This is a genomic window from Paenibacillus sp. JT22N1 (assembly GCF_059692155.1).
Genome location: NZ_JCAUAW010000045.1, coordinates 1 through 20,639 on the forward strand (window position 1 = coordinate 1; position 20,639 = coordinate 20,639).

A 20,639-nucleotide genomic window follows, 5' to 3' on the forward strand; every position below is an offset into this window, starting at 1 on the left:
GGGTGACATGGTGACAAATGGTTTCGCCGTCTTTCAAGTCGTAAACCACCGTATAAAATGGAAAACCCCCTCTACTTTTTTTTTCAACGAACAATATGCGCCCAAGCGGACGTCTATTTAACGGTGATTTTTCATGGAACACATTAAACTAACGGAAACGATAGCTTCATAACAAAGATCAAACAGGCAGCGAACAAGGAAAGATTCGTTGCAAAAAAGTCACGGAGCTAACGAAACTTCGCGGAGGCTTATGTTCCAATTTCGTCAGGTATGAATTTGCAGTTGAAACGTTTCCAAAATGGTGATATGATAGCGTTAACAACAAATCATATGGGGGAACACAACTTGCCTAGTATAAAGGATGTCGCGGTATTGGCAGGAGTCGGAGTCGGCACGGTTTCGAGAGTGATTAACAATATAGGCTCCGTTAAACCCGAAACAAAGCGAAAAGTGAAACAAGCGATTCTTGAATTGAACTATATACCGAATGAAGTGGCTAGAAATTTCAAAATGCAAAAATCTAAAATGGTTGCGCTGTTACTTCCGAGTATTTTTCATCCTTTTTTCTCAGAATTGGCGTCATATATAGAAGATGAGCTGGATCGGGAAGGATTTAAGCTGATGCTGTGCAATAGTGGAGGCAAACCCGAGAAGGAATATTATTATCTGGATATGCTCAGGCAAAATAAAGTGGCGGGCATAATCGGAATCACTTACAACAATATTGATAATAGTGTCAGCACAGATATTCCAATGATTAGCATCGATCGGCATTTCACAAAGATGATAACGTGCGTGACTTCCGATAATTTCAGCGGTGGACAGATTGCATTGCGAGAACTCATCAAAGCCGGTTCTAAGAAACCTGCCTTTTTGGGAAGCGTAACCTCTGTTTACAGCGAGACCATGCTGAGAAGAGAAGGGTTTATTGATGAAGCGAAAAGGTTAGGCATCGAATACACGGTGTATGAGGAACCCGATCCGATAGCAGACGATAAAACCTTTTTTGAAGGCTTTTTTAAAAAACACAAAGATGTTGATGGGATCTTCGCCATTACAGATATGCTTGCTGCCAAATACATTGAATTTGCTAAAGGCTATGAAATTCGCGTTCCTGATGATGTCAAGGTCATTGGTTACGATGGGATTCAGGATCATCCCTATTTTCACCCTATTCTATCGACAATTCGGCAACCTGTTGAAGAAATGGCGCGAACAGCGGTGAAGCTGCTTCTTCAGAAGGTTGAGGGAAAAATTTTAGATAGGCTAACCTACAAGCTTCCGGTAATTTATAGAGAAGGGGAAACAACCTAGTCACAAGCAGTAGTTTTTTAACCAAAATTGGAAACGTTTCAAAATTTTTAACGCATTTTTTATTGGACAAATTGGAAACGTTTCAATATTGACAAAAAGGAGTAAAATACTTATGAAAAAAATGGCCTTGAACTATCAGCTTTACTTACTGCTGCTGCCCGTTGTGGCTTATTATGTCCTTTTTCATTATGTCCCCATGTATGGCGTGCTGATCGCATTCAAAGATTTTTCTGCAACAAAAGGGATTTTGGGAAGCCCTTGGGTTGGGCTGGAGAACTTTCAACGTTTTTTTGAATCCTACCATTTTTGGACGATAATCCGAAATACGCTGGGATTAAGCCTCGTTTCGCTAATCGTAGGCTTTCCGCTCCCAATAATTTTGGCGCTTCTGTTAAATCAACTTGTGTTTAAAAGGTACAAGAAATTCATTCAAACCGTTCTCTATGCCCCTCATTTCATATCGGTGGTCGTTCTAGTAGGGATGCTTTTTGTCTTCTTATCACAGAATGGTGCTGTTAACAGCATAATTACTTCATTGGGCGGAGAACGCATTAATTTTATGTCCGATCCGACATGGTTTAAGCCCCTCTACATCTTGTCAGGGCTTTGGCAGGAAACGGGGTTCGCATGCATTATTTATTTGGCTGCACTAAGTGGGGTCAATCCGGAAACTCATGAAGCTGCGATCATGGACGGTGCGAGTAAGAGGCAACGCATATGGAACGTAGATATCCCTGCCATCCTGCCGACCGCCGTAATTTTATTAATTCTGGCTTGCGGAAGTATTATGAATGTTGGATTTGAGAAGGCATTCCTGATGCAAACACCTTTGAACCAGCCCTCAGCAGAAATTATATCGACTTATGTATATAAAGTGGGGCTTCAACAAGCCGACTATAGCTTCTCTGCTGCAGTGGGACTATTTAATTCTGTGGTCAACTTGATCCTGTTAGTGCTTGTGAACAGCTTTGCTAAACGAATATCCGGCTCAGGTTTATGGGCGTAGGAGGAAATGATGACTACTTCAACTATTCGCAAAAAAGATGATCGACTGTTTGACATTTTGAATTTAATTTTCTTAACTATTGTTGGACTTACCGTGCTTTATCCGCTTTATTTTGTAATTATTGCGTCTTTTAGCAATCCGGATGCGGTAAATTCGGGCGAAATGTGGTTATTTCCCAAAGATATTACCTTCGAAGGTTATAATCGTATCTTTCAGGATAGTCGAATCTGGATAGGTTATTTGAATACCGTAAAATATACCTTGGTAGGTACTTTTGTTAATGTTTTGCTTACGGTTATGGGGGCTTATGCATTATCACGGAAAGACTTATATGGACGCAACGTGGTCATGTTGTTTCTTATCTTTACGATGTTTTTCTCTGGCGGTTTAATTCCTACGTATCTGCTTGTCAAAGATTTGGGGATGCTTAATTCGATGTGGGCTCTGATTCTTCCGAAAGCAGTCGCTTTATTTAACTTGATTGTAACCCGGACGTTCTTTCAAACGACATTGCCAGATGAGCTGCTCGAGGCGGCCAAGATGGACGGGTGCTCGGACTTTAGATTTTTCTTTAATTTTGCCTTGCCTTTATCCAAACCTATTATTGCCGTTATTGGTCTATATTACGGTGTGAGTCATTGGAACTCATATTTTGATGCCCTCATTTATTTAAATCGAGAATCAGCTTATCCGCTTCAGCTTATCTTACGAAATATATTGATTCAAAGCCAAATATCTGCACAAATGCTCGGTGGTGGTATCGAAGGGCTTGCTGCACAGCAGCGAATCGCTGAGTTAATCAAATATGGTGTCATAATCGTAGCATCCTTTCCGTTACTTATCGTGTATCCATTTCTCCAAAGATATTTCGTGCAGGGTGTCATGATTGGAAGCGTCAAAGGTTAGAGGTCCCTGTTCAAGCTAGATTATGTTAAAGGGGGGATTACCGGATTAGAGCATATTGGTAAAATGCATACTGCAATTCAATCTTCAAACGTTATTAAATACACTATTTAAATGGGGGAGAATGTCCATGAAAAAAACGTTATCTGTTCTATGTACAACAACGATGTTAGGTTTGCTGCTAGCAGCATGTCAAAGTAATGGTAGTAATGGCTCAGGAGAGGCTGCAAACAGCAAGGCACAACTCAATGAGACAGGATTGCCGATTGTGAACGAGAAAGTGACACTTCGCATGGCATCGCCGAAGTCGCCCATTGCTCCGGATTATAATGATATGACGATATTTAAAAACATGGAGAAAGCAACAAACGTTCACATTGAATGGAACAATATACCCGGAGACGGCTATCAGGAAAAGAAAAATTTGATGTTGGCAAGCGGAGATTTACCGGATGCGTTCTATGCTTCGGGGTTTTCTGACAACGATATTCTAAAATATGGGGCTGAAGGAACATTGCTTCCCCTTGAGACCCTGATTGATAAATATGCACCAAATTTGAAATCTTTATTCGAACAAAGACCAGAACTTAAGAAAATGATTACGGCACCGGATGGGCATATTTATTCGCTTCCTCGCGCAGAGGAAATGGATCTCGTCAATATGCCCAATATCATGGTGATTAACAAAACGTGGCTGGATAAGCTCGGGTTGCCAATGCCATCGACGGTTGAGGAATACAAGAATACACTGATTGCCTTCCGAGACAAAGATCCGAACGGGAACGGGAAGAAGGATGAAATTCCACTAACATGGTGGTGGCAGGGCTGGTGTGGGAATGAAGGTGATCTGTTTGCATGGTTCGGGCTGCCGGATACGCCTTTTGAAAACGACCACAGGATTGTGAAAAACGGCAAAGTGATATATTCCGCTGTACAGCCAGAATATAAATCAGCTTTAACATATTTGCATAATTGGTATAAGGACGGATTGATCGATCCTGAAGTAACGACCCTCGATCCTACGAAGCTTTTTGCAAAGGGGAAATCGAAAGATGAAACGGTTGGTTCCTTCATCTGGTGGGAAATAGAAGAGGTTGTCGGTACGGATAGAGCCAAGGACTATGTAATTTTGCCGCCGCTTAAAGGTGTAAATGGGGAAACTCTTGTCGGTCGGTCCAACTATTCGGAATATGGCCGAGATGCGTTCATTATGACCAAAGCAAATAAAAATCCAGAGATTACCATGAGATGGGTAGACCAAATGTACGAGCCGAAAATGTCTGCGCAAGTAAATTGGGGACCGATCGGTGACATATATGAGACAGATGCCAAAGGGATGCTTGTCAATAAGAAACTTCCGGATGGCGTAGCTATGGGTGAATTGCGTCAGAAGGTGGCACCAGGCGGTCCGTTTGTCGTGTTGAAGGAGCATTTTGGAACTGTTGTGGACATGGAGCCGCGGGCCAAACAACGGCTAAACGATCTGAAAAAGTATTATCAACCTTATCAGGTAAAAGAATCTTATCCTTCGATATTCTTTGGTTCAGAGGAGAGCAACACGGTGAACCGAATCAATACAGAGATCAAACAAGTAGTCAGCCAGAAAAAAGCCAAGTGGTTAATGGATGGCGGCATCGAACAAGAGTGGAATGATTATGTGAAGCAACTGGATGGAATGGGACTGCCTAAGCTGATGAAGATTTGGCAAGATGGCATGGATAAGTTCAACAAGTAATCGTTGGACGTGCGAATACGATCCAACCTTATAGGATTGAACGCACTAATTTGGAAACGTTTCATCGGATAATTTTAGGGAGTGTGAGAGAATGTCTACGACAGATTATAAAGAGAGATACCGCCCGCAATTTCATTTTACACCGGCTGCGCAATGGATGAATGATCCGAACGGCCTTGTCTTCTTTGAAGGAGAATATCATTTATTTTATCAATTTCATCCGGATGGGACGACCTGGGGACCGATGCACTGGGGCCATGCGGTGAGCACGGATATGGTTCATTGGGAGCATTTGCCGATCGCTTTGTTTCCCGATCAGAACGGTTATATTTTCTCCGGAAGTGCGGTAGTAGATTGGAAGGATACCACCGGATTTTTCTCTGGAAAACCTGGTTTGGTGGCCATATTTACACATGCAGATACGTTTCCGGATTCGGATCGACCGAGACAAAGACAAAGCTTGGCATATAGTACGGATAAGGGCAGAACCTGGACAATGTACGAAGGGAATCCTGTATTGTCTGACGAGTATTTCGCGGATTTCCGCGATCCTAAGGTATTTTGGCACAATGGAAGCCGTCGATGGGTCATGTCACTAGCAGTGGCCGATCGCATCCGATTTTATACCTCAGAGAATCTGAAAGAATGGTCCTATGCAAGTGAATTCGGAGAGACGGAAGGCTCACATGACGGTGTCTGGGAGTGCCCCGACCTTATTGAACTGCCCATCGAGGGTGAACCTAATCGGACCAAATGGGTGTTGATTGTCAGTATCGGAGACCATGCCGACATGCCGGAGGGCTCAAGAACCCAATACTTTATTGGGGATTTTGATGGAACTACCTTTATAAGCAATCATTCTCCGGAGACTATCCTATGGCTTGATCATGGGAGAGATAATTATGCAGGTGTAACATGGTCCGATTCGACTGGTCTGGGCAAGGCAAAGTTGTTTATCGGATGGATGAGCAATTGGAAATATGCCAATATAACACCGACGGATGGATGGCGCAGTGCAATGACAATCCCTCGCCTGATAACCCTAAGAGAAGAACCAGAAGGCTTGTGCTTGATTCAAACACCAATCGCTGCAATTAGAGCATTACGAAAAGAGCTGCATGACATAAAGGATGTTACAATCCAGCCTGGGCACAATCTGTTGGCAGATCTACAAGCAGACAGGTATGAAATAGAACTCGAGATTGAGCGCGGCAGCGCAGTGGAGTTTGGGATTAAGATTAGGACATCTGATCGGGAAGAAACCGTTATCGGGTACGATGTTGAAAACAATGCTTTATTCATTGATCGCTCCAACTCAGGTGATTCAAGTTTTCATAACCATTTCGCATGTAAGCACAATGCATCCCTAATGCTAAATAATGAGAAAATAAAGCTTCACATTTTCGTCGATCAATCTTCTGTAGAAGTATTTGCGAATCATGGAAAACTCGTTCTGACGGATCAGATTTTCCCTGACCCTTCAAGTACAGGGTTGGAATTGTACGCTATTGCTGGTGAAGCTAAATTAATATCCATGTCATTTTATACATTGGAGTCCATGTATACGACAAACCGATCGCCAGCTATGAATAGGAATTAGCACGTCGTCTTTTATTCCACTCCCGGTCTGTTCAATCGACGATCGGGAGTTTTTTTTACTAATTTCAAGGATTGAAGGAGAGAATTATCATGCGTATAGGTGCTATTGAAGCAGGTGGAACCAAGATCGTTTGTGGAATCGGGAATGAATACGGAATCATCGAAGATCGTATTCAATTCCCAACTGAGCAACCAGAACCAACCATGGAAAAAGTAATTGCCTATTTTCAGAATAAAGGCGTGGAGGCTATCGGAATTGGAACTTTCGGCCCGATTAACCTAGATCTTAAGAGTGAACAGTTTGGGAATGTGACTACAACACCGAAGCCGGGATGGTCGGGGTATCGGTTCCTTCCGACACTTAAAAAAGCGTTCGATGTTCCGTTCGGATGGGATACGGACGTGAATGCTGCTGCTTACGGGGAAGTGATGTGGGGGGCAGCCCAAGGATTAGACAGCTGCGTATATTACACCATCGGGACAGGAATCGGTGTAGGCGTTTACTCCGAAGGTAAAATCGTTCATGGGCTAGTTCACCCAGAGGGAGGACATCTTTTAACTCGACGGCACAAGGATGATGCATTCGAGGGTCTTTGCCCTTATCATGGAGATTGTCTGGAAGGCATGGCCGCTGGTCCTGCTATTGAGGCAAGATGGAATAGGAAGGCCATCGATCTCCCCTTCGATCATCCTGCTTGGCAAATGGAAGCATTCTATATCGGTCAAGCAATAACGGGAGTTATTCTCATGCTCTCTCCCAAAAAAGTTATTCTCGGCGGTGGGGTTATGCACCAACAGCAGTTGTTTAGCATGATTAGAGATGAGGTGCATCGTAACCTGAACGGGTATGTGAGCTCGGAGACAATTCTTAAGAATATCGACGCTTACATCGTACCGCCTAGCTTAGGGGATAATGCTGGGTTATGCGGTGCTTTGGCTCTTGGTCTTGCTGCTGCCATGGAATCTGTACATGGCTTCTGACCCTGAATTAGTAAAAGATCGTAGGACGGCTAAGAACTAACTCGTTTGTTTAATCAAAGGCTAGAAACGGGAAATGATCAACGCCATGAGTTCTTAAGAAGTTTTTTGGTTCAATGTCCGAAATTCTCCTAGAATGTTCCACATTTTCATCTGTTCTGTAGGTGACTTCTGAAGTTGACCAGGTTCCTAAAGCTTCGAAAAACAATCATTTGGGAACACATAAAGTTTACCAAGCAAACTTCAAAACTCTGGTCGGATCTAAAATTGAATTAATTGTTAGTGAACGTGACAGTTACAAAGACACTGCTGGACTGGTATCAAGGATTATCAAACATGGGGATGATCTCTCTATGATTGTATCAAGAAGTGCAGGTGATCAAAATAAAAGGGAACCAATATTACAAGTAATTGTAATTCACCTTAAAGACAGTTTCAATGACATGTCGGTTGACAAGAACATTGTCCGAATGAAGTCCGCGTAAACCGCGGGCTTTTTTAGTTATCGGATCAAGTTCTTGTCATTTGTCTTTGACAAGAACTTGATCCGATTCCCGATTGGTGACAAGAACATTGTCCGATTGCCGAATGAGGCCAAGAATCTGTACCAATTACTAATCCAGTGAAAGAAATTGAGAAATTGCAAGCATCATGTTGTTTTCATACAAATACATGAGTAAGATGTTCGTTCACATTGAAACTCTGATAAAAAGCATGTACGGTGAGCTCATGTGATATTTCTCTTGACATATAGCAATAAATGGAAGAATCTTAATAATAACAGTACTAGGTCATTTAAAATTATTACAAAGGACTGAATAATCACTAAAAGCCCACTACGCCAACCTTTTTGGACTACTCGCGAAATTTCGAGGAAGTGATTCAGGGAGCGGATAGCTCCTGCGAGGCTTAGTATTCGACCAGGCGCTAATCCTATTTAAATCTCTCGGCTCCGCTAATACAAGAACGTTCTCAAAATCCCGGTAAAGCAAATAATTAATGCGGAGTGATTTTATGAGTAATTTATCAATCAATGAGATTAGGGAAATCAAAACCCTGATTTTACAAGCAAAAGGACTTGAAAAGACTATTGATGACATATTAAGTAGAGAAGGTATGGAAGCAAACAAATACTCCTCTTTTAAAAACATGGCGTTCATTTACAATGATCTAGCAACTAGAGCCGGGACTGTAATGAAAGTCGGAGGCTTTTACAAGATGCAGACTGAAGATATGAGAGGTTGGGCAGATACTCTTTGGCCAATTGCAAAGAGTATCTTAGAAACCATTCTTATAAATACGAGAATTCTAATTTCTTCACTAGAAAGTAATATAGACTTTGTTGAAGAGGAGATAGGTAATATTGGAAGTTTCGTTAAATCAAAACTTCGTAGTGCTCTCTACGAAGCACCAGAAAAAGAAAGAGAAGTACAAAATGCAATAGAAAATTTATTCGTAGGTAGAGGATATAATAAAGCAATTGATTATGACAGAGAAACTGGTAAATTTAATTTTTCAGGTAGAGAATATATACCTGACTTTGTTCTCCCGAAGCTTAGAATGTGCATAGAAGTTAAATTATTAAAAGATAGTTCCAAAAAGTCAAAGATTATTGAAGAAATTAATGCTGATATAACAGCATATTTAAAAGAATATGAAAACGTCCTATTTGTTGTCTATGATATCGGTGTCATTAGAGATGAGTTGGAATTCTGTAGAGATATTGAAAGTAATGATGGAATTAAAATAATTATCGTAAAGCATTGATATTAAAGTTGTTTCTTTGAAGGCTTGCATCAGGGTTCGTTAATACAACATAGCGTTTATGGTAGTGACAAAAAATAGGACAATAACTATCCGCAGAAATTGCGGATTTTTTTACTTTGTCTGAACAAATTCTTGTCAATTCCACTTTGAAACGAGTAAACCGAGCGCCAGAGTCGTAGTTAAATTACACACACAGGTAAAATAAACACACCCTAGACACAAATGGTTATTATATTATCTAACTATAGCTTTACGGGAGGTGGGTGTCGAAACTAAGAATTAAGATCAGCAGCATGAGAGTTGAACAGTAAGTGATCAAATCATCTAAGAAGTCTCAAGGGGGGATTCAATTGAAGATTGGAAAACAGTTTATTCTTGTCTTTTTATTCGTCGTATTTTAGATTTAAAAACTATTAACGATTTTAGAGGACTCCTATTGATTTGAATGATATTCATTTTACATTTTTTGTAATTACAAAAATTGTAATTCATTGTAGAATGAATCATAGAATTGGTTTTAAAATAAAAGGGGAGTTGTGGGTATGAGATTAAAGAGATTTAGTGTTACAAATTATAAAGTTTTCTGTGAAAAGTTTTGCATTGAGTTCTCTCAGCAAGATATCACTATTTTAACTGGGAAAAATAATACAGGTAAATCAACCTATCTTGAAGCGATTAACCAATTCTATCTTCCAACAGTTGCAAAAACAAAAATTCCAATTGAGTGTTATTCCGCTCAAGATGAGAGTAAAATAATTGAATTAGAAGCTGTTTTTGTAATAGAAGGAGAGGAAGTAATCATTGTTAAGAAGTATGCAAATGACAATGGAAAATACTTTGATCATGAAGGAAAAGAAATTAAAAAAGGGCATCAACTAAAGGTAGTATTAGACAAGATTCTAGAAAATTCACCATACTATATTACTCCATATATGACGACAGACGAAGTTGACAGGCAAGTACAAGAGATTTACTCACAGTTAATCACTGCCGAACTAACTAAACTTGAAAATGATGAATCAGATGACTCTAAATCTAAACAAGAGTACCTGGCACTTAAGAAGGCTGTCCCTTTATTGCTTTCACAGCTCAAGAATAAAACTGACTTGGCATTAAGAGCAGTTAGTGAGAATGTTTCTAGAAACTTGCAAGGACTCTTCTCTAACAACGATTTACAACTTGCCGTTACTGGCGGGGAGAGTAGTGGTTTTTCAATTTCTGATATAGTTAAGTCTACAAATTCAAGTGTAACGATTGACAATAAACAAACTCAAGGCATGCCGTTATCAACACAAGGCACAGGAATACAGAGAATGAGTCTGATATATATTTTTCAGAATATGATTGAACAAGGACTGCTGGGGATAAATGAAAATAAAATGCTCCTTATTGATGAACCAGAGGCTTTTTTACACCCAGAAGCAGTACGCGCATTGAGCAGTTCTTTGTATGCGATTGGAAGTAAGATGCCGTTGATAATTTCCACGCACTCACCTGTATTAATTGATTTATCTGAAAATCACACATCAATTCAAGTATTTAGAATTGGTAGTAACGATGCAATTGAATTGTATCAGTCATCCAACTCTGTCTTCGATGAAAATGACATAAACAATATGAAAATACTAAACTACATTGATTCGTACATAAACGAATTTTTCTTCGCTGAAAACATCATAATTGTGGAAGGCGATACAGAGTACATAACTTTAAAACATTATATAAAAGATAAAAAACTTCCGCTCCATGTAATTAGAGCAAGAGGAAAAGGAACAATTTGTTCATTGATGAAGATATTAAATCAGTTTAAATCACCATATTACATCTTGCATGATATGGATAATAATCACATTAAATATGATCAAAAAACATTGAAAGCACAACTAACGAACTGTAAAAATATTTTCAAATTGAAAAAAGAAGGCACACGAATTTTTTCTTCTGTTGCGAACTTTGAGCAGGCGATTGGTATTGGAGATGTGCCAAACAGCAAAAAGACTGCAACAATATACGGTATTATGAATAATATTGAAGGTTTGGAAATTAAAAATAGAATCTATTATTTTTTTGATCATATTTTTAGGATTAAAGAAACAAAAAAACTAGAAGTAAATATAATCGAAATATTAAGCGAAAGTATCTATGATGAATTATTTATTCCAATTATCGGTAATGAATATGTAGCAGCAGGGCCGGAAGATAGTAGCATTTAAAAGTAAAATTTAAGACACCCTGATTTTAGGGTGTCCTATTTGTTGCTCATTTTTCGGATAGGGAACAATCGTACTTCTTTTAGATCAGAAGTCTTCATTTCTAGTAGAAGCTCATTGACTTCATTCATAACTCTGATCTTGAATTAATGATCAGCTAATATACAAGTGTTTACCATCCATATTCGGAGGTGATAATTACGGCAATATGGGATTATCAGTTTATTCTATTTCCAATCGGAAATGTACCAACCTTGACGGAAGATGGAATGGAGTTTGTTGGGCAGAACAATTTTGTCTTTGTCCAAGCAGTAGAATTGCTAGAAAACTCTGCTTTTATAAAGAATGACCCAACATTGAAATCTTGGAATTCATTTAATGATGCGTGTTATTTTCTCTTTAATGATGGGATGTACAAAGTTGAAATTGAACTAAATACAGGCACCGAGGCTGAAAAGGCTGAAGAGATATCTGTCAGAACTAATATTTATAAAGAAGAGGGTAGTGTAACTGAAGCATTACGTATATGTAGGATGTTATGCGATTCCTTGAGTTTAAATTGCTGGAGCATGAAACTTCGTAAAATAGTTGATTTGAATGATATTCATGATGTGGAATTTACAATAAATCAGTTCAACGAGCTGCGAAATAAGGATTAATTCCCCAAAATTTGTTCAACTAACGGAGAACGATAGCTGATTAAAGACACTGCGGCAGCCGTTTCCACGCTATCGAGCAGATTAACGTAGTAAAAAAAGGGTTTTCCAATGTTCCAACGAATACCGTGTATAGATGGAAAATAGACATTGGGAGCAGGATGCTTACGAAGTTAATCAGTTGGAAATTTGATGATAAGATTGATGCTCCAAAAGATGATTGGAATTGGGTTGAAGTTACTTTAACATTTGAAGATGGTAGTAAACGTTGGAGTATTTTGTACACACCCGACCGCTTAAAAAATAATCTTTCACGTCCTGGGATTCACCCACCAGGGTTATTTATACCGCACATGATTATTGTTAGAAGTTACGAATCTAATGATGTTGAACTTACCCTGAGGTATTTGGAAAGTGAAGGCGATTTGTTAATAGCTACTAAACCATTAGAATGAATTCTTTATTACAATAACATTGAAGAACGAAAAAGCTTCCATCATCTGTGGTGCCGCAACGCATTAGCGGCTAACAGGAAACAAAGAGTTAAGTGAACGTAACATGATTGAAATCTTATTTTCATGTGGCATTAATGATACAAGCCTATAATAAAACTCGACCCCCTTTAAAATATAAAACTTAGGCCCTCAGCCCGTTGCTGTGGGTCTCTTTTTTGCTATTTGACTAAAGGGAGGATAGCGTAAAAAACGTCTTCGTCTTTGGTCTACAATATTAATTTACTTAATGTAAATTGGAGGGTGGGGGAATGGATATTAAATCGGAATTTCTAAAAGAAGTTAGGCAGCATGAAGAGCACCTTGATAGTAATTGTAAAACAGGGTATTCAATCGAAATTATAGGTATCGATCTATCAGGTATAGATTTATCAAACCGTCATTTAAGTGGAGCCGATTTAGTTGAGATAAATTTCAATACCAAATTAACAAACGCTGAATTGTACGGTTGCTTATTGTTTTCGTCTTCTTTTAACGGGGCTGATCTATCGGGAGAAAAAATAAATAAAGCGAAACTAGATGGTGCTTCCTTAAAAAGGGTGCAAATCTTGTTCAATTAAAACAGCGGCTGTCTAGGACATTATTTTTCGTCCTTTGCAGCCGCTATTTTGATTTTTGGGCCATAGAATATTGCCTGTTTTCCAACATGTCATAAAGTATGCTTTTGGACATGTTACGTACTATTAAAGGTTTACATGAGCATTTCTCAATCAATATTTGTGGAAAGAGATGCTTGAAATTAAAATACCTTGGTCGACGGCATGAGTGTTTTACACTGGTAAGCGTATTATTACTTCCAAAGGTCACTTTCTGGTTGTGGGCGATACCGTTCATGACCAGAACGCCGAGCAGTGTTTTCACAATATCGACATACCCATACCCCGTATGAGTATGTTATAGTTTGTTTGTTAGAATAGAATCCCACTCCAAAGGAGAGATCATCTTGAAAATCGCAATCATGCTTTTCGATGGAATCACAGCATTAGATGCAATTGGTCCATACGATGTATTTGCTGCTACACTGAAATGTGAAGTGAAGTTTGTCGCTAAGAAAAAAGGGTTAATCAAACTGGACTCAAATATGGGTTATTTGCATGCCGATTACAGTTTTTCTGAAGTTTCTTCAGCTGATATTCTCGTTGTTCCAGGTTGCAGTCCGCCAAATTATAAAACTCCAATGAATGACGAAGAAACGTTAAATTGGATTCGCCAAATACATGAAACTACGAAATGGACCACGTCGGTATGTAACGGCTCTCTGATTTTGAGCGCCGCAGGCTTGTTAAATGGAACCGTAGCCACCAGTCATTGGGGATCCTTCGACCTGCTTCAATCTCTTGGAACAATTCCAACAGATGAAAGAGTGGTTCGTCAGGGCAAAATCGTTACAGCAGCCGGTGTCTCCTCTGGTATCGATATGGCACTTCAATTAATAGCATGGGAATTGGGAGAAGATATGAGTAAAGGAGTCCAACTGATTTTGGAATACGATCCTCAGCCTCCGTTTGACACGGGTTCCCCAAAGAAAGCGCCTGCTTTATTGGTAGAACAAATAAGAGGGATGTTACAAGAGTTTGCAAAACGGGAGCCCAATGTATAAATCACTAATAATTCAGCATATTCTCAATAGCGTTATTGGGGTAGGTTGAGGTAGGTGTAAGGTATCTGAGCAAGACCTCATTCCGGTATTAACATGGCTTAAACGTTCAATATTGTTAGTGCTTGATAGCGGAAATATCCAAAGAAGAAGAAGGAGCGAAGTGCTCCTTCTTTTTTATATATCGAGATCATTTGAATCAAAGAGAAACCTTTCATTGGATGCACCCCGGTACTATATCTCATTAGTAGAATGTAAATGTATTAAGACGTTAAATTGTATAGTTACTAATTTTTCAAAAAAAGTTGTATGTGTCTTCGTTTCTAACGGTTACCCCTTAGCGGGGTGAAAACTGGTTATTTTAATGTTCAAATCCTCTTAACGGTGTAAATCTGCGTTTTGCTGGCGGTCCCCTTATATTAAATAATCACTAAATTTGAAGGTATTCAGTTGGAGTTCGTTGATGTAAATAATTTTATTAAAAAAGTAGAATATGATTTAGAGAGCTTAAATGTAACAAAAACAGCAGCTTATAACTTTTTTATGAAAATCATAGATAATCCGAAGGGGATAAGGTTAAAAAAAGGACATGTATATGATAAGTTTTTTGTCAGAATAATGATTATTACTTCATATATGAAGGGGGGATATAATACCATTAGCCAGAATAGTTTGATGTGAATGAAGAAAACAACACTTAGTGTGGTTTACACTCGTGTTGCTCTCGTTTCTTAATATCCTAACTTCTATTTCATGCATGTTGTTGTTAGATTGAGTTTATGTGCAGCAAAATTCTTCCGCGTCCATGTCTTGCTTCGCTTTTCTCCAGTGCTTTATTAGCTTGGTTTAGCGGGAATATGGAATCAATCTCTGCTTTAATCGTACCGTTGGCAATTAATTCCGTTAAGGTCTGCAGATTCGCGTATGTTGGGAATTTGGTGTTAAATTTAGCTGTAACGCCATGCTTTTGAGCGTTCTCTTGAGATGGATCCTGAGTCAAAGAGATGAGAATTCCCCCCTTCTTCAGAACGGCCCATGATCGATTCTCGGTCTCGCCTCCAATGGAATCGACGACCAGATCCACTTCTTTGACGACGTCTTCGAAAGCCGTCATGGTATAATCGATAACTTGATCCGCACCCAAAGACTTGACGAAGTCCAAGTTAGAGGTTGAAGCTGTAGCGATCACGGTCGCTCCCTTCCATTTGGCCAGCTGAACGGCATACTGTCCAACGCCGCCTGCTGCAGCATGAATGAGAACGGTTTGGCCAGACAGGAGTTCACCTTCAGTGAACAACGTTTTCCAAGCCGTTTCGGCTCCTGCTTTAATCGTTGCTGCATCTTCAAAGGTGAGAATATCGGGAATGTTGACTAATTCCTGGACTTTCGCAATGCCATATTCTGCGTAGGCTCCTCTAATACTACCAAAAATGCGATCACCCGGCTTGAAATCCGTTACACCTTGCCCTACCTCTTCGACAACTCCGGAAGCGTAAAATCCAGGAATGTAGGGGAGGGTTACAGGAAAAACTTCTTGAAGCCAACCGTTACGGATTTTATAGTCAAGCGGAATAATCGTAGCATATACGATGCGAACGAGCACTTCATCCGTTTGCGGTTGGGGGCATTCAACTGTTTCTACCTTTAAGACATTTGGACCACCATATTCATTGACCAGAATGGCTTGCATCGACTTTATAGACATGCTTATCTCTCCTTTATCACTCATCATTTTTTGAAATTTACAGTTAAGTTTCTAAAGAAGCGGCTATTTTTTGTGCCAGAGCTACAAACTGTATTTTTTCTTCGTCATTGAGAACTTTCGTTGTGATCTCTTCCAGCTTGCTCCAAGCCTGAATCACTCTGGGCTCAACTTCACGCCCTGCTTGAGTAAGCGATACGATGGTTACGCGTTTATCTTCCTGGGAGCGGCTGCAGGTAACCAGCCCCGCATCTTCCAAACGACGAACGGATTTAGCTATTGTCGAGTGATTAAGGCGCAGCGACCTTGAAAGACTATTCTGTGATTGGCTGTCTCGGTGCCACAACTGCATCAGTACGAGTTCCTGCCCTGGGTATAGGCCTGCTTCTCGAAGCAGCTGTCCTGCATTTCTATGATGTGAACGAGCCATGCTGAATATAGAGAAGCTTACGGGAAAATGCGTTACCGAACTGATTTCATTTTCAATGGCTTCGTTTTTGATGTTTTTCTTCAATAGTTTCATCTCTCCTTTCAATTGTGTGGTCGTCAACATATTCAATTAAACACAAGATAACATTTAAATATGTTGCCGTCAACATAAATAAAAAACAGATTAATTTCCCAGTTGGTATGGATGACTTTGGAGTTGCAGTTGGTTTAACACAAGTGACATTAAGGGGCAATAGTTAAAAGAAATTTTATAAAAGCTGCCATATAGGCAGCTCGGTGATAATATGCCGATAGCCTCGATAAACTTAACCGCACCATCGTCTAATAACAGGTCATTCCGCTAACGCAGAACGATTGTTCAATTAACCGTCTTATCACGAGGCGGTCGGTATAGTTGGGCGAGGAGAGGACTTCTCTCCAGAAAGAGTGGTTCCTCCTTTTAATCAAGCTGCTTAAGACTGGTAAAGAACTGTGTATTGACTCATTCGCAGGATTGAAAAAAGAAAGCACGGAGGACCGAGTTACTGCCCGATAAGGGCTCAGACCCGTCAGCTAAACGTTATCGGTCTCCACGCCTTGGTCAGGTGTAACGAAGGAATGTTAGGGCAAAGACCCGTAGAGTCATGGGATGGTGAACCCCAAGGTAAGTGTGGAGTGTTACGTGCAGAAGAATATCCCTTGGAGAAATGTTCCAACACTTCTTCTGTTCCCGCATGCCCAAAATGGGAATAGCTACGTCTGATGAGCGCTCTCCTGAACAACATCTGCAAACCAAGGTGTCAAAATCCTGCGAATGAGTGAGTATATGTGAGATAAACCCTTAAAACCGAGGGGCGGGCAGGATTAAGGAACCAAGACTAGAAAGATTAAATGGGAGGGGATTGAGGACGGATATATTTAATTGGATGCCGCTAACTGTGTCGGAGATAAATGAAGTGTTTTCTGAAATTCCACTCGGTGATGTGTCGCGGGAGGATGGGCGTTAGATTTGCATCTATGTAGGCAAACAAGGGAACATAGTGACATAGATGTTATTATTACTCGTGATGAGCAATTAATCGCTTATCAGCATTTAAAGCGTGATTGGATGTTAAACGAGGCTGAGAATGGTAAGCTTGTTCTTTGGGAAGATGGGGAGTATCTGCACTCGACAAGTGATGTTTGGGTTAGCAAGAGCAGTGAGATGCCTTGGGCTTTTCAAATTATGATAATTGATACCGAAAGGCCAATTGATGATATTTTGTTGAAAAATATTGAAGGCATACCTTATTTGAGACCTGAGATCCAACTTTTGCATAAAGCAGGCGGTTCTCAAGTACGAGAAAAGGATTATAGTGATTTTCAAACAATGCTTCCGTCACTTCTACCACAAGAAAAAGCATGGCTGAAATCTGCTTTAAACAGACAGTTTCCAGAAGGTCATGCTTGGGTCAAATTTATTTAAATTATATAACTTAACTGCTACTCGGTGTCCTGTACTAGGGGGAATCCCAGCGAAGCTGTCATGAAGTGCCAAGCGCCCTTCGAATCACACTTAATGCCGTTGTGTGTGATTGGGAGAAACCCGAGAAGCCACTCCCAGAAAGGGAATTAAGCAAATACGGCAGTTACAGAAAATATTTTCTAAAAACGAGTTCCCCCAAAAAAACGAAAAAAATGCTTTTTTAAAGTAGAATAGCTCATTTTTTTGTTTGGGGGTAAGAAGATTTATCAGCTTGATGGCGATGATGTAGACGGTTTTTACTCATTTGGTCCACAGATAGGCAAACGTGGATTATTTACGCAAGGTGATGTATACGCTATAACGGTAACGCCTTTTCGACTCGACACATGAACACCAGCGGAGTCAGTCACGTCAACCCCTACCCCCCATGTCCCTACACCAGGAAAACTTATGGAAGTGCTTTCAGCGGTCGGATTATCTACGGTTCCATTGGAACTCCAGTTCACCTGCAACGGTCTTACCAAATCTTCCGGGATAATTTGGTACAACCCCCCTGCGTCCCCGGGCTCGACCGGTCTCTCAACCCTGATCACGTCTGGTCCTACGATACCAACACGAGGATTATGCACGTGGGGTACGCCAACAACAACCCCCTTTAACTCCCAATCCCCCTCATTTCTCCATCTCCTCTGGAAGGTCCATCCCGGTGGGGCGGCTTGCCGAAGCTCTTTTAAGGTATAAACCTCATATAACGAACCAATAAAATCGTCTTGATTGTAAAGGAACTCTGCACCGCTTAGGGAGTTTTTAATCGCACGTACAACCCTTCCCTTTACTTCTTCAACGGCCGCATCCATTTCTGGTTGACTCGGTTTGTTACCGGCCAACGTATTTTGCGTGAATCGGACCAAAACATCGGAAACTGCCTGACCGAACTCCCAATGCCCATGTTTGAGGGCATCGAAGGGGGTATCATCCCTTTCGAGGATCACAGTTATAACACCAACCCGACTTTCTTCCTCAAAACCGGGAATTGGAATGGGATTCAGTACTAAGTCCACAGTGCCACCGCGCGGAAAAAGATCTCCGCGGTCCAGTATTACCTCATTTCCAGCGTCTACGTTGAAAGGATAGTCCAAGATATAATAGTAGGGCCTGATAGAGACATAAGGTATACCTGAGTGTAACGTGTCGCCATCAATCTTAAAGAAGGCTGCCCAAATGTAGGGTTCGGCACTTCCAGCTCCATCACCTTCGTCATACGCTTTGAGTGTCGATAGACTCAATGTTACATCGAGTGTATGCATTACCTGGATGATCTCCTTTAGACATTGTTTTTGACATTAACCTTAATGTTTCCAATAAACAAATCTATATACGGGGTACCACCTTGGCGCTACCCCTAAGTCTTAGATTTGTCTTATGAGGTGTTAAACGGGGATATTGGGGTCATCTGTTTCCAAGCCGAAAACCTCGACGCCAAGAAAAAAATGCAGGAGCCGTTATTCCGTAAAGGCAACTGGGTTTGAGGTTGAAAACGAAAACACCGCAACCTGCTTTTTCAAGCAGATGCGGTGTTTCTTTAACCACATCAGAATTTATAAATTTCGCCTTAGCGAAATGAAAATTCTGATTGGCATGAAAAGCTTCCGCTTACGCAGGGTCATTCATCGTGGAGAGGGCTACGAATAGGAGCTTTTCTTACTATTTAACTACGTTTTGCATGTGTGAAGGCTTAATCGAGGAGCCTATCAGCACCCACTTGCCGTCCTTGCACTTCCAGATAGAGTCCACATAACCGATAGTATCCGCATTGGCGATACCCGTAATCCGCTGTACACCTCTCAGCTCGCACACGCCGTCATAAAGAAGAAGGTAATGCAACTGAAGCATTACGTATATGTAGGATGTTATGTGATTCCTTGAATTTATGTTACTGGAGTATGAAGCTTCGCAAAATTGTTGATTTGAATGATGTTCAAGATGTAAAAGCTACAATTAATCACTTCAATAAGCTAAGAAATAAGGCTTAATTCCTAAACATCGTTGAACTAACGGAGAACGATAGTTCAACGCGCCGCCAAATCCAAAGGGTCTGATAAGATAATGATCACAATTTCATCCAGATGGTAAAATTAGTGAAAGCAATTAATTGAGGTGAAACTAATGATGGAGATATTAGTAATTCGACATGGAGAATCAGAGGATGAGAAAGTAAATGTACTTGAACCGTTAACAAGCTTAGGAATTGAGCAAAGTAAAAAAATGTCTGCACGTGTTTCAAAAGAATTTCCACCAGAGTTTATTTGGTCAAGTACACTTCAACGTGCAAGGCAAACGGCGGATATTTTAGCGAGTATCGTTGATTGTGAAGTGAGATATCTTGATAATCTATGCGAGCAGGAAGTTGATGAAAGCGACATAAAATTTTATGAGCGAATCAAACAAATCTTTTCTTACATAAAAGAGAATAGCAGCCAATATAAAAGAGTTGCCATTGTTTCTCACGGAGGAACTATTACGAAACTCATTGAAAATTTCCTCCAGTTACCTTCAAATAATAATGTTTGGTTCCATACCAACAACACCGGGATTCATTTCTTACACTATCATCCCAAAGCAGATATTTTAAAATTTTCAAATAGCACTTGTCATTTAAACTACCATGAAAATTAAAAATCGGCAGTCGAAGAAAAAGAACAGCACTAAAGAAGACGCAGCTAATTCATTTTTTGAAAATGTGCAGCGCCTAGGATATTGGTGATC

18 protein-coding genes are annotated in these 20,639 nt (G+C 40.2%); 14 read left to right on the forward strand and 4 right to left on the reverse strand.

Annotated features, from left to right (window positions below; genetic code table 11):
• Positions 1 to 345 precede the first annotated feature (345 nt).
• The 12 genes from AC58UU_RS38810 to AC58UU_RS38865 all read left to right on the forward strand — a co-directional run bounded on the left by AC58UU_RS38810 (position 346) and on the right by AC58UU_RS38865 (position 14,280).
• Positions 346 to 1,314 carry a LacI family DNA-binding transcriptional regulator gene (locus AC58UU_RS38810; RefSeq protein ID WP_497322820.1) on the forward strand — a complete coding sequence of 323 codons (969 nt, stop codon included), beginning with the start codon at positions 346 to 348 and terminating at the stop codon, positions 1,312 to 1,314.
• A 112-nt stretch (positions 1,315 to 1,426) separates the two neighbouring features.
• Positions 1,427 to 2,320 carry an ABC transporter permease gene (locus tag AC58UU_RS38815; RefSeq protein ID WP_497322822.1) on the forward strand — a complete coding sequence of 298 codons (894 nt, stop codon included), beginning with the start codon at positions 1,427 to 1,429 and terminating at the stop codon, positions 2,318 to 2,320.
• Between the two features lie 9 nt (positions 2,321 to 2,329).
• Positions 2,330 to 3,226 (forward strand): carbohydrate ABC transporter permease, encoded by an 897-nt coding sequence (locus AC58UU_RS38820; protein ID WP_497322824.1) that lies wholly within the window; start codon positions 2,330 to 2,332, stop codon positions 3,224 to 3,226.
• Between the two features lie 127 nt (positions 3,227 to 3,353).
• Complete coding sequence (locus AC58UU_RS38825; protein ID WP_497322825.1) at positions 3,354 to 4,958, forward strand: ABC transporter substrate-binding protein; 1,605 nt, start codon at positions 3,354 to 3,356, stop codon at positions 4,956 to 4,958.
• A gap of 91 nt (positions 4,959 to 5,049) precedes the next feature.
• A complete protein-coding gene (locus AC58UU_RS38830) occupies positions 5,050 to 6,558 on the forward strand; it encodes a glycoside hydrolase family 32 protein (RefSeq protein WP_497322827.1) in 1,509 nt (502 codons plus the stop codon).
• A gap of 89 nt (positions 6,559 to 6,647) precedes the next feature.
• A complete protein-coding gene (locus tag AC58UU_RS38835; protein ID WP_497322828.1) occupies positions 6,648 to 7,538 on the forward strand; it encodes an ROK family protein in 891 nt (296 codons plus the stop codon).
• A 1,011-nt stretch (positions 7,539 to 8,549) separates the two neighbouring features.
• Positions 8,550 to 9,302, forward strand: a complete 753-nt coding sequence (locus tag AC58UU_RS38840) for a PD-(D/E)XK nuclease domain-containing protein (RefSeq protein ID WP_497322830.1) — start codon at positions 8,550 to 8,552, stop codon at positions 9,300 to 9,302.
• Positions 9,303 to 9,844: 542 nt separating this feature from the next.
• Positions 9,845 to 11,515, forward strand: a complete 1,671-nt coding sequence (locus tag AC58UU_RS38845; RefSeq protein ID WP_497322831.1) for an ATP-dependent nuclease — start codon at positions 9,845 to 9,847, stop codon at positions 11,513 to 11,515.
• A gap of 188 nt (positions 11,516 to 11,703) precedes the next feature.
• The gene (locus AC58UU_RS38850) at positions 11,704 to 12,171 is read left to right on the forward strand and encodes a hypothetical protein (RefSeq protein WP_497322832.1); all 468 of its coding nucleotides are present in this window, start codon (positions 11,704 to 11,706) and stop codon (positions 12,169 to 12,171) included.
• A gap of 158 nt (positions 12,172 to 12,329) precedes the next feature.
• A complete protein-coding gene (locus AC58UU_RS38855; protein WP_497322833.1) occupies positions 12,330 to 12,623 on the forward strand; it encodes a hypothetical protein in 294 nt (97 codons plus the stop codon).
• 308 nt (positions 12,624 to 12,931) lie between these two features.
• The gene (locus AC58UU_RS38860; protein ID WP_497322835.1) at positions 12,932 to 13,240 is read left to right on the forward strand and encodes a pentapeptide repeat-containing protein; all 309 of its coding nucleotides are present in this window, start codon (positions 12,932 to 12,934) and stop codon (positions 13,238 to 13,240) included.
• A gap of 383 nt (positions 13,241 to 13,623) precedes the next feature.
• Positions 13,624 to 14,280 (forward strand): DJ-1/PfpI family protein, encoded by a 657-nt coding sequence (locus AC58UU_RS38865; protein ID WP_497322836.1) that lies wholly within the window; start codon positions 13,624 to 13,626, stop codon positions 14,278 to 14,280.
• Between the two features lie 763 nt (positions 14,281 to 15,043).
• Here the strand turns inward: AC58UU_RS38865 and AC58UU_RS38870 are convergent.
• Positions 15,044 to 15,982 carry an NADP-dependent oxidoreductase gene (locus AC58UU_RS38870; protein WP_497322838.1) on the reverse strand — a complete coding sequence of 313 codons (939 nt, stop codon included), beginning with the start codon at positions 15,980 to 15,982 and terminating at the stop codon, positions 15,044 to 15,046.
• 43 nt (positions 15,983 to 16,025) lie between these two features.
• A complete protein-coding gene (locus tag AC58UU_RS38875; protein ID WP_497322839.1) occupies positions 16,026 to 16,532 on the reverse strand; it encodes a MarR family winged helix-turn-helix transcriptional regulator in 507 nt (168 codons plus the stop codon).
• Between the two features lie 885 nt (positions 16,533 to 17,417).
• Here AC58UU_RS38875 and AC58UU_RS38880 point away from each other — a divergent pair.
• Positions 17,418 to 17,873 (forward strand): nucleotidyltransferase domain-containing protein, encoded by a 456-nt coding sequence (locus tag AC58UU_RS38880; RefSeq protein ID WP_497322840.1) that lies wholly within the window; start codon positions 17,418 to 17,420, stop codon positions 17,871 to 17,873.
• 296 nt (positions 17,874 to 18,169) lie between these two features.
• On the opposite strand, the gene AC58UU_RS38885 is transcribed toward AC58UU_RS38880, so the two are convergent.
• Both AC58UU_RS38885 and AC58UU_RS38890 read right to left on the reverse strand, forming a co-directional pair.
• The gene (locus tag AC58UU_RS38885) at positions 18,170 to 19,180 is read right to left on the reverse strand and encodes a hypothetical protein (protein ID WP_497322842.1); all 1,011 of its coding nucleotides are present in this window, start codon (positions 19,178 to 19,180) and stop codon (positions 18,170 to 18,172) included.
• A 397-nt stretch (positions 19,181 to 19,577) separates the two neighbouring features.
• Complete coding sequence (locus tag AC58UU_RS38890; protein ID WP_497322844.1) at positions 19,578 to 19,805, reverse strand: YybI family spore inner coat protein; 228 nt, start codon at positions 19,803 to 19,805, stop codon at positions 19,578 to 19,580.
• 234 nt (positions 19,806 to 20,039) lie between these two features.
• Between AC58UU_RS38890 and AC58UU_RS38895 the strand changes: the two genes are divergently transcribed.
• Entirely contained in the window at positions 20,040 to 20,549 is a 510-nt protein-coding gene (locus AC58UU_RS38895) for a phosphoglycerate mutase family protein (protein ID WP_497322843.1), read from the forward strand.
• Positions 20,550 to 20,639 lie beyond the last annotated feature (90 nt).

What these genes read in the sequence shown, in the direction of transcription:
- AC58UU_RS38830 (WP_497322827.1), top strand. Translation starts at nt 5,050, where the DNA reads ATGTCTACGACAGATTATAAAGAGAGATACCGCCCGCAATTTCATTTT.
- AC58UU_RS38875 (WP_497322839.1), bottom strand. Translation starts at nt 16,532, where the DNA reads ATGTTGACGACCACACAATTGAAAGGAGAGATGAAACTATTGAAGAAA.
- AC58UU_RS38885 (WP_497322842.1), bottom strand. Translation starts at nt 19,180, where the DNA reads ATGCATACACTCGATGTAACATTGAGTCTATCGACACTCAAAGCGTAT.
- AC58UU_RS38835 (WP_497322828.1), top strand. Translation starts at nt 6,648, where the DNA reads ATGCGTATAGGTGCTATTGAAGCAGGTGGAACCAAGATCGTTTGTGGA.
- AC58UU_RS38855 (WP_497322833.1), top strand. Translation starts at nt 12,330, where the DNA reads ATGCTTACGAAGTTAATCAGTTGGAAATTTGATGATAAGATTGATGCT.
- AC58UU_RS38825 (WP_497322825.1), top strand. Translation starts at nt 3,354, where the DNA reads ATGAAAAAAACGTTATCTGTTCTATGTACAACAACGATGTTAGGTTTG.
- AC58UU_RS38895 (WP_497322843.1), top strand. Translation starts at nt 20,040, where the DNA reads ATGATGGAGATATTAGTAATTCGACATGGAGAATCAGAGGATGAGAAA.
- AC58UU_RS38815 (WP_497322822.1), top strand. Translation starts at nt 1,427, where the DNA reads ATGAAAAAAATGGCCTTGAACTATCAGCTTTACTTACTGCTGCTGCCC.
- AC58UU_RS38870 (WP_497322838.1), bottom strand. Translation starts at nt 15,982, where the DNA reads ATGTCTATAAAGTCGATGCAAGCCATTCTGGTCAATGAATATGGTGGT.
- AC58UU_RS38820 (WP_497322824.1), top strand. Translation starts at nt 2,330, where the DNA reads ATGACTACTTCAACTATTCGCAAAAAAGATGATCGACTGTTTGACATT.
- AC58UU_RS38845 (WP_497322831.1), top strand. Translation starts at nt 9,845, where the DNA reads ATGAGATTAAAGAGATTTAGTGTTACAAATTATAAAGTTTTCTGTGAA.
- AC58UU_RS38860 (WP_497322835.1), top strand. Translation starts at nt 12,932, where the DNA reads ATGGATATTAAATCGGAATTTCTAAAAGAAGTTAGGCAGCATGAAGAG.
- AC58UU_RS38840 (WP_497322830.1), top strand. Translation starts at nt 8,550, where the DNA reads ATGAGTAATTTATCAATCAATGAGATTAGGGAAATCAAAACCCTGATT.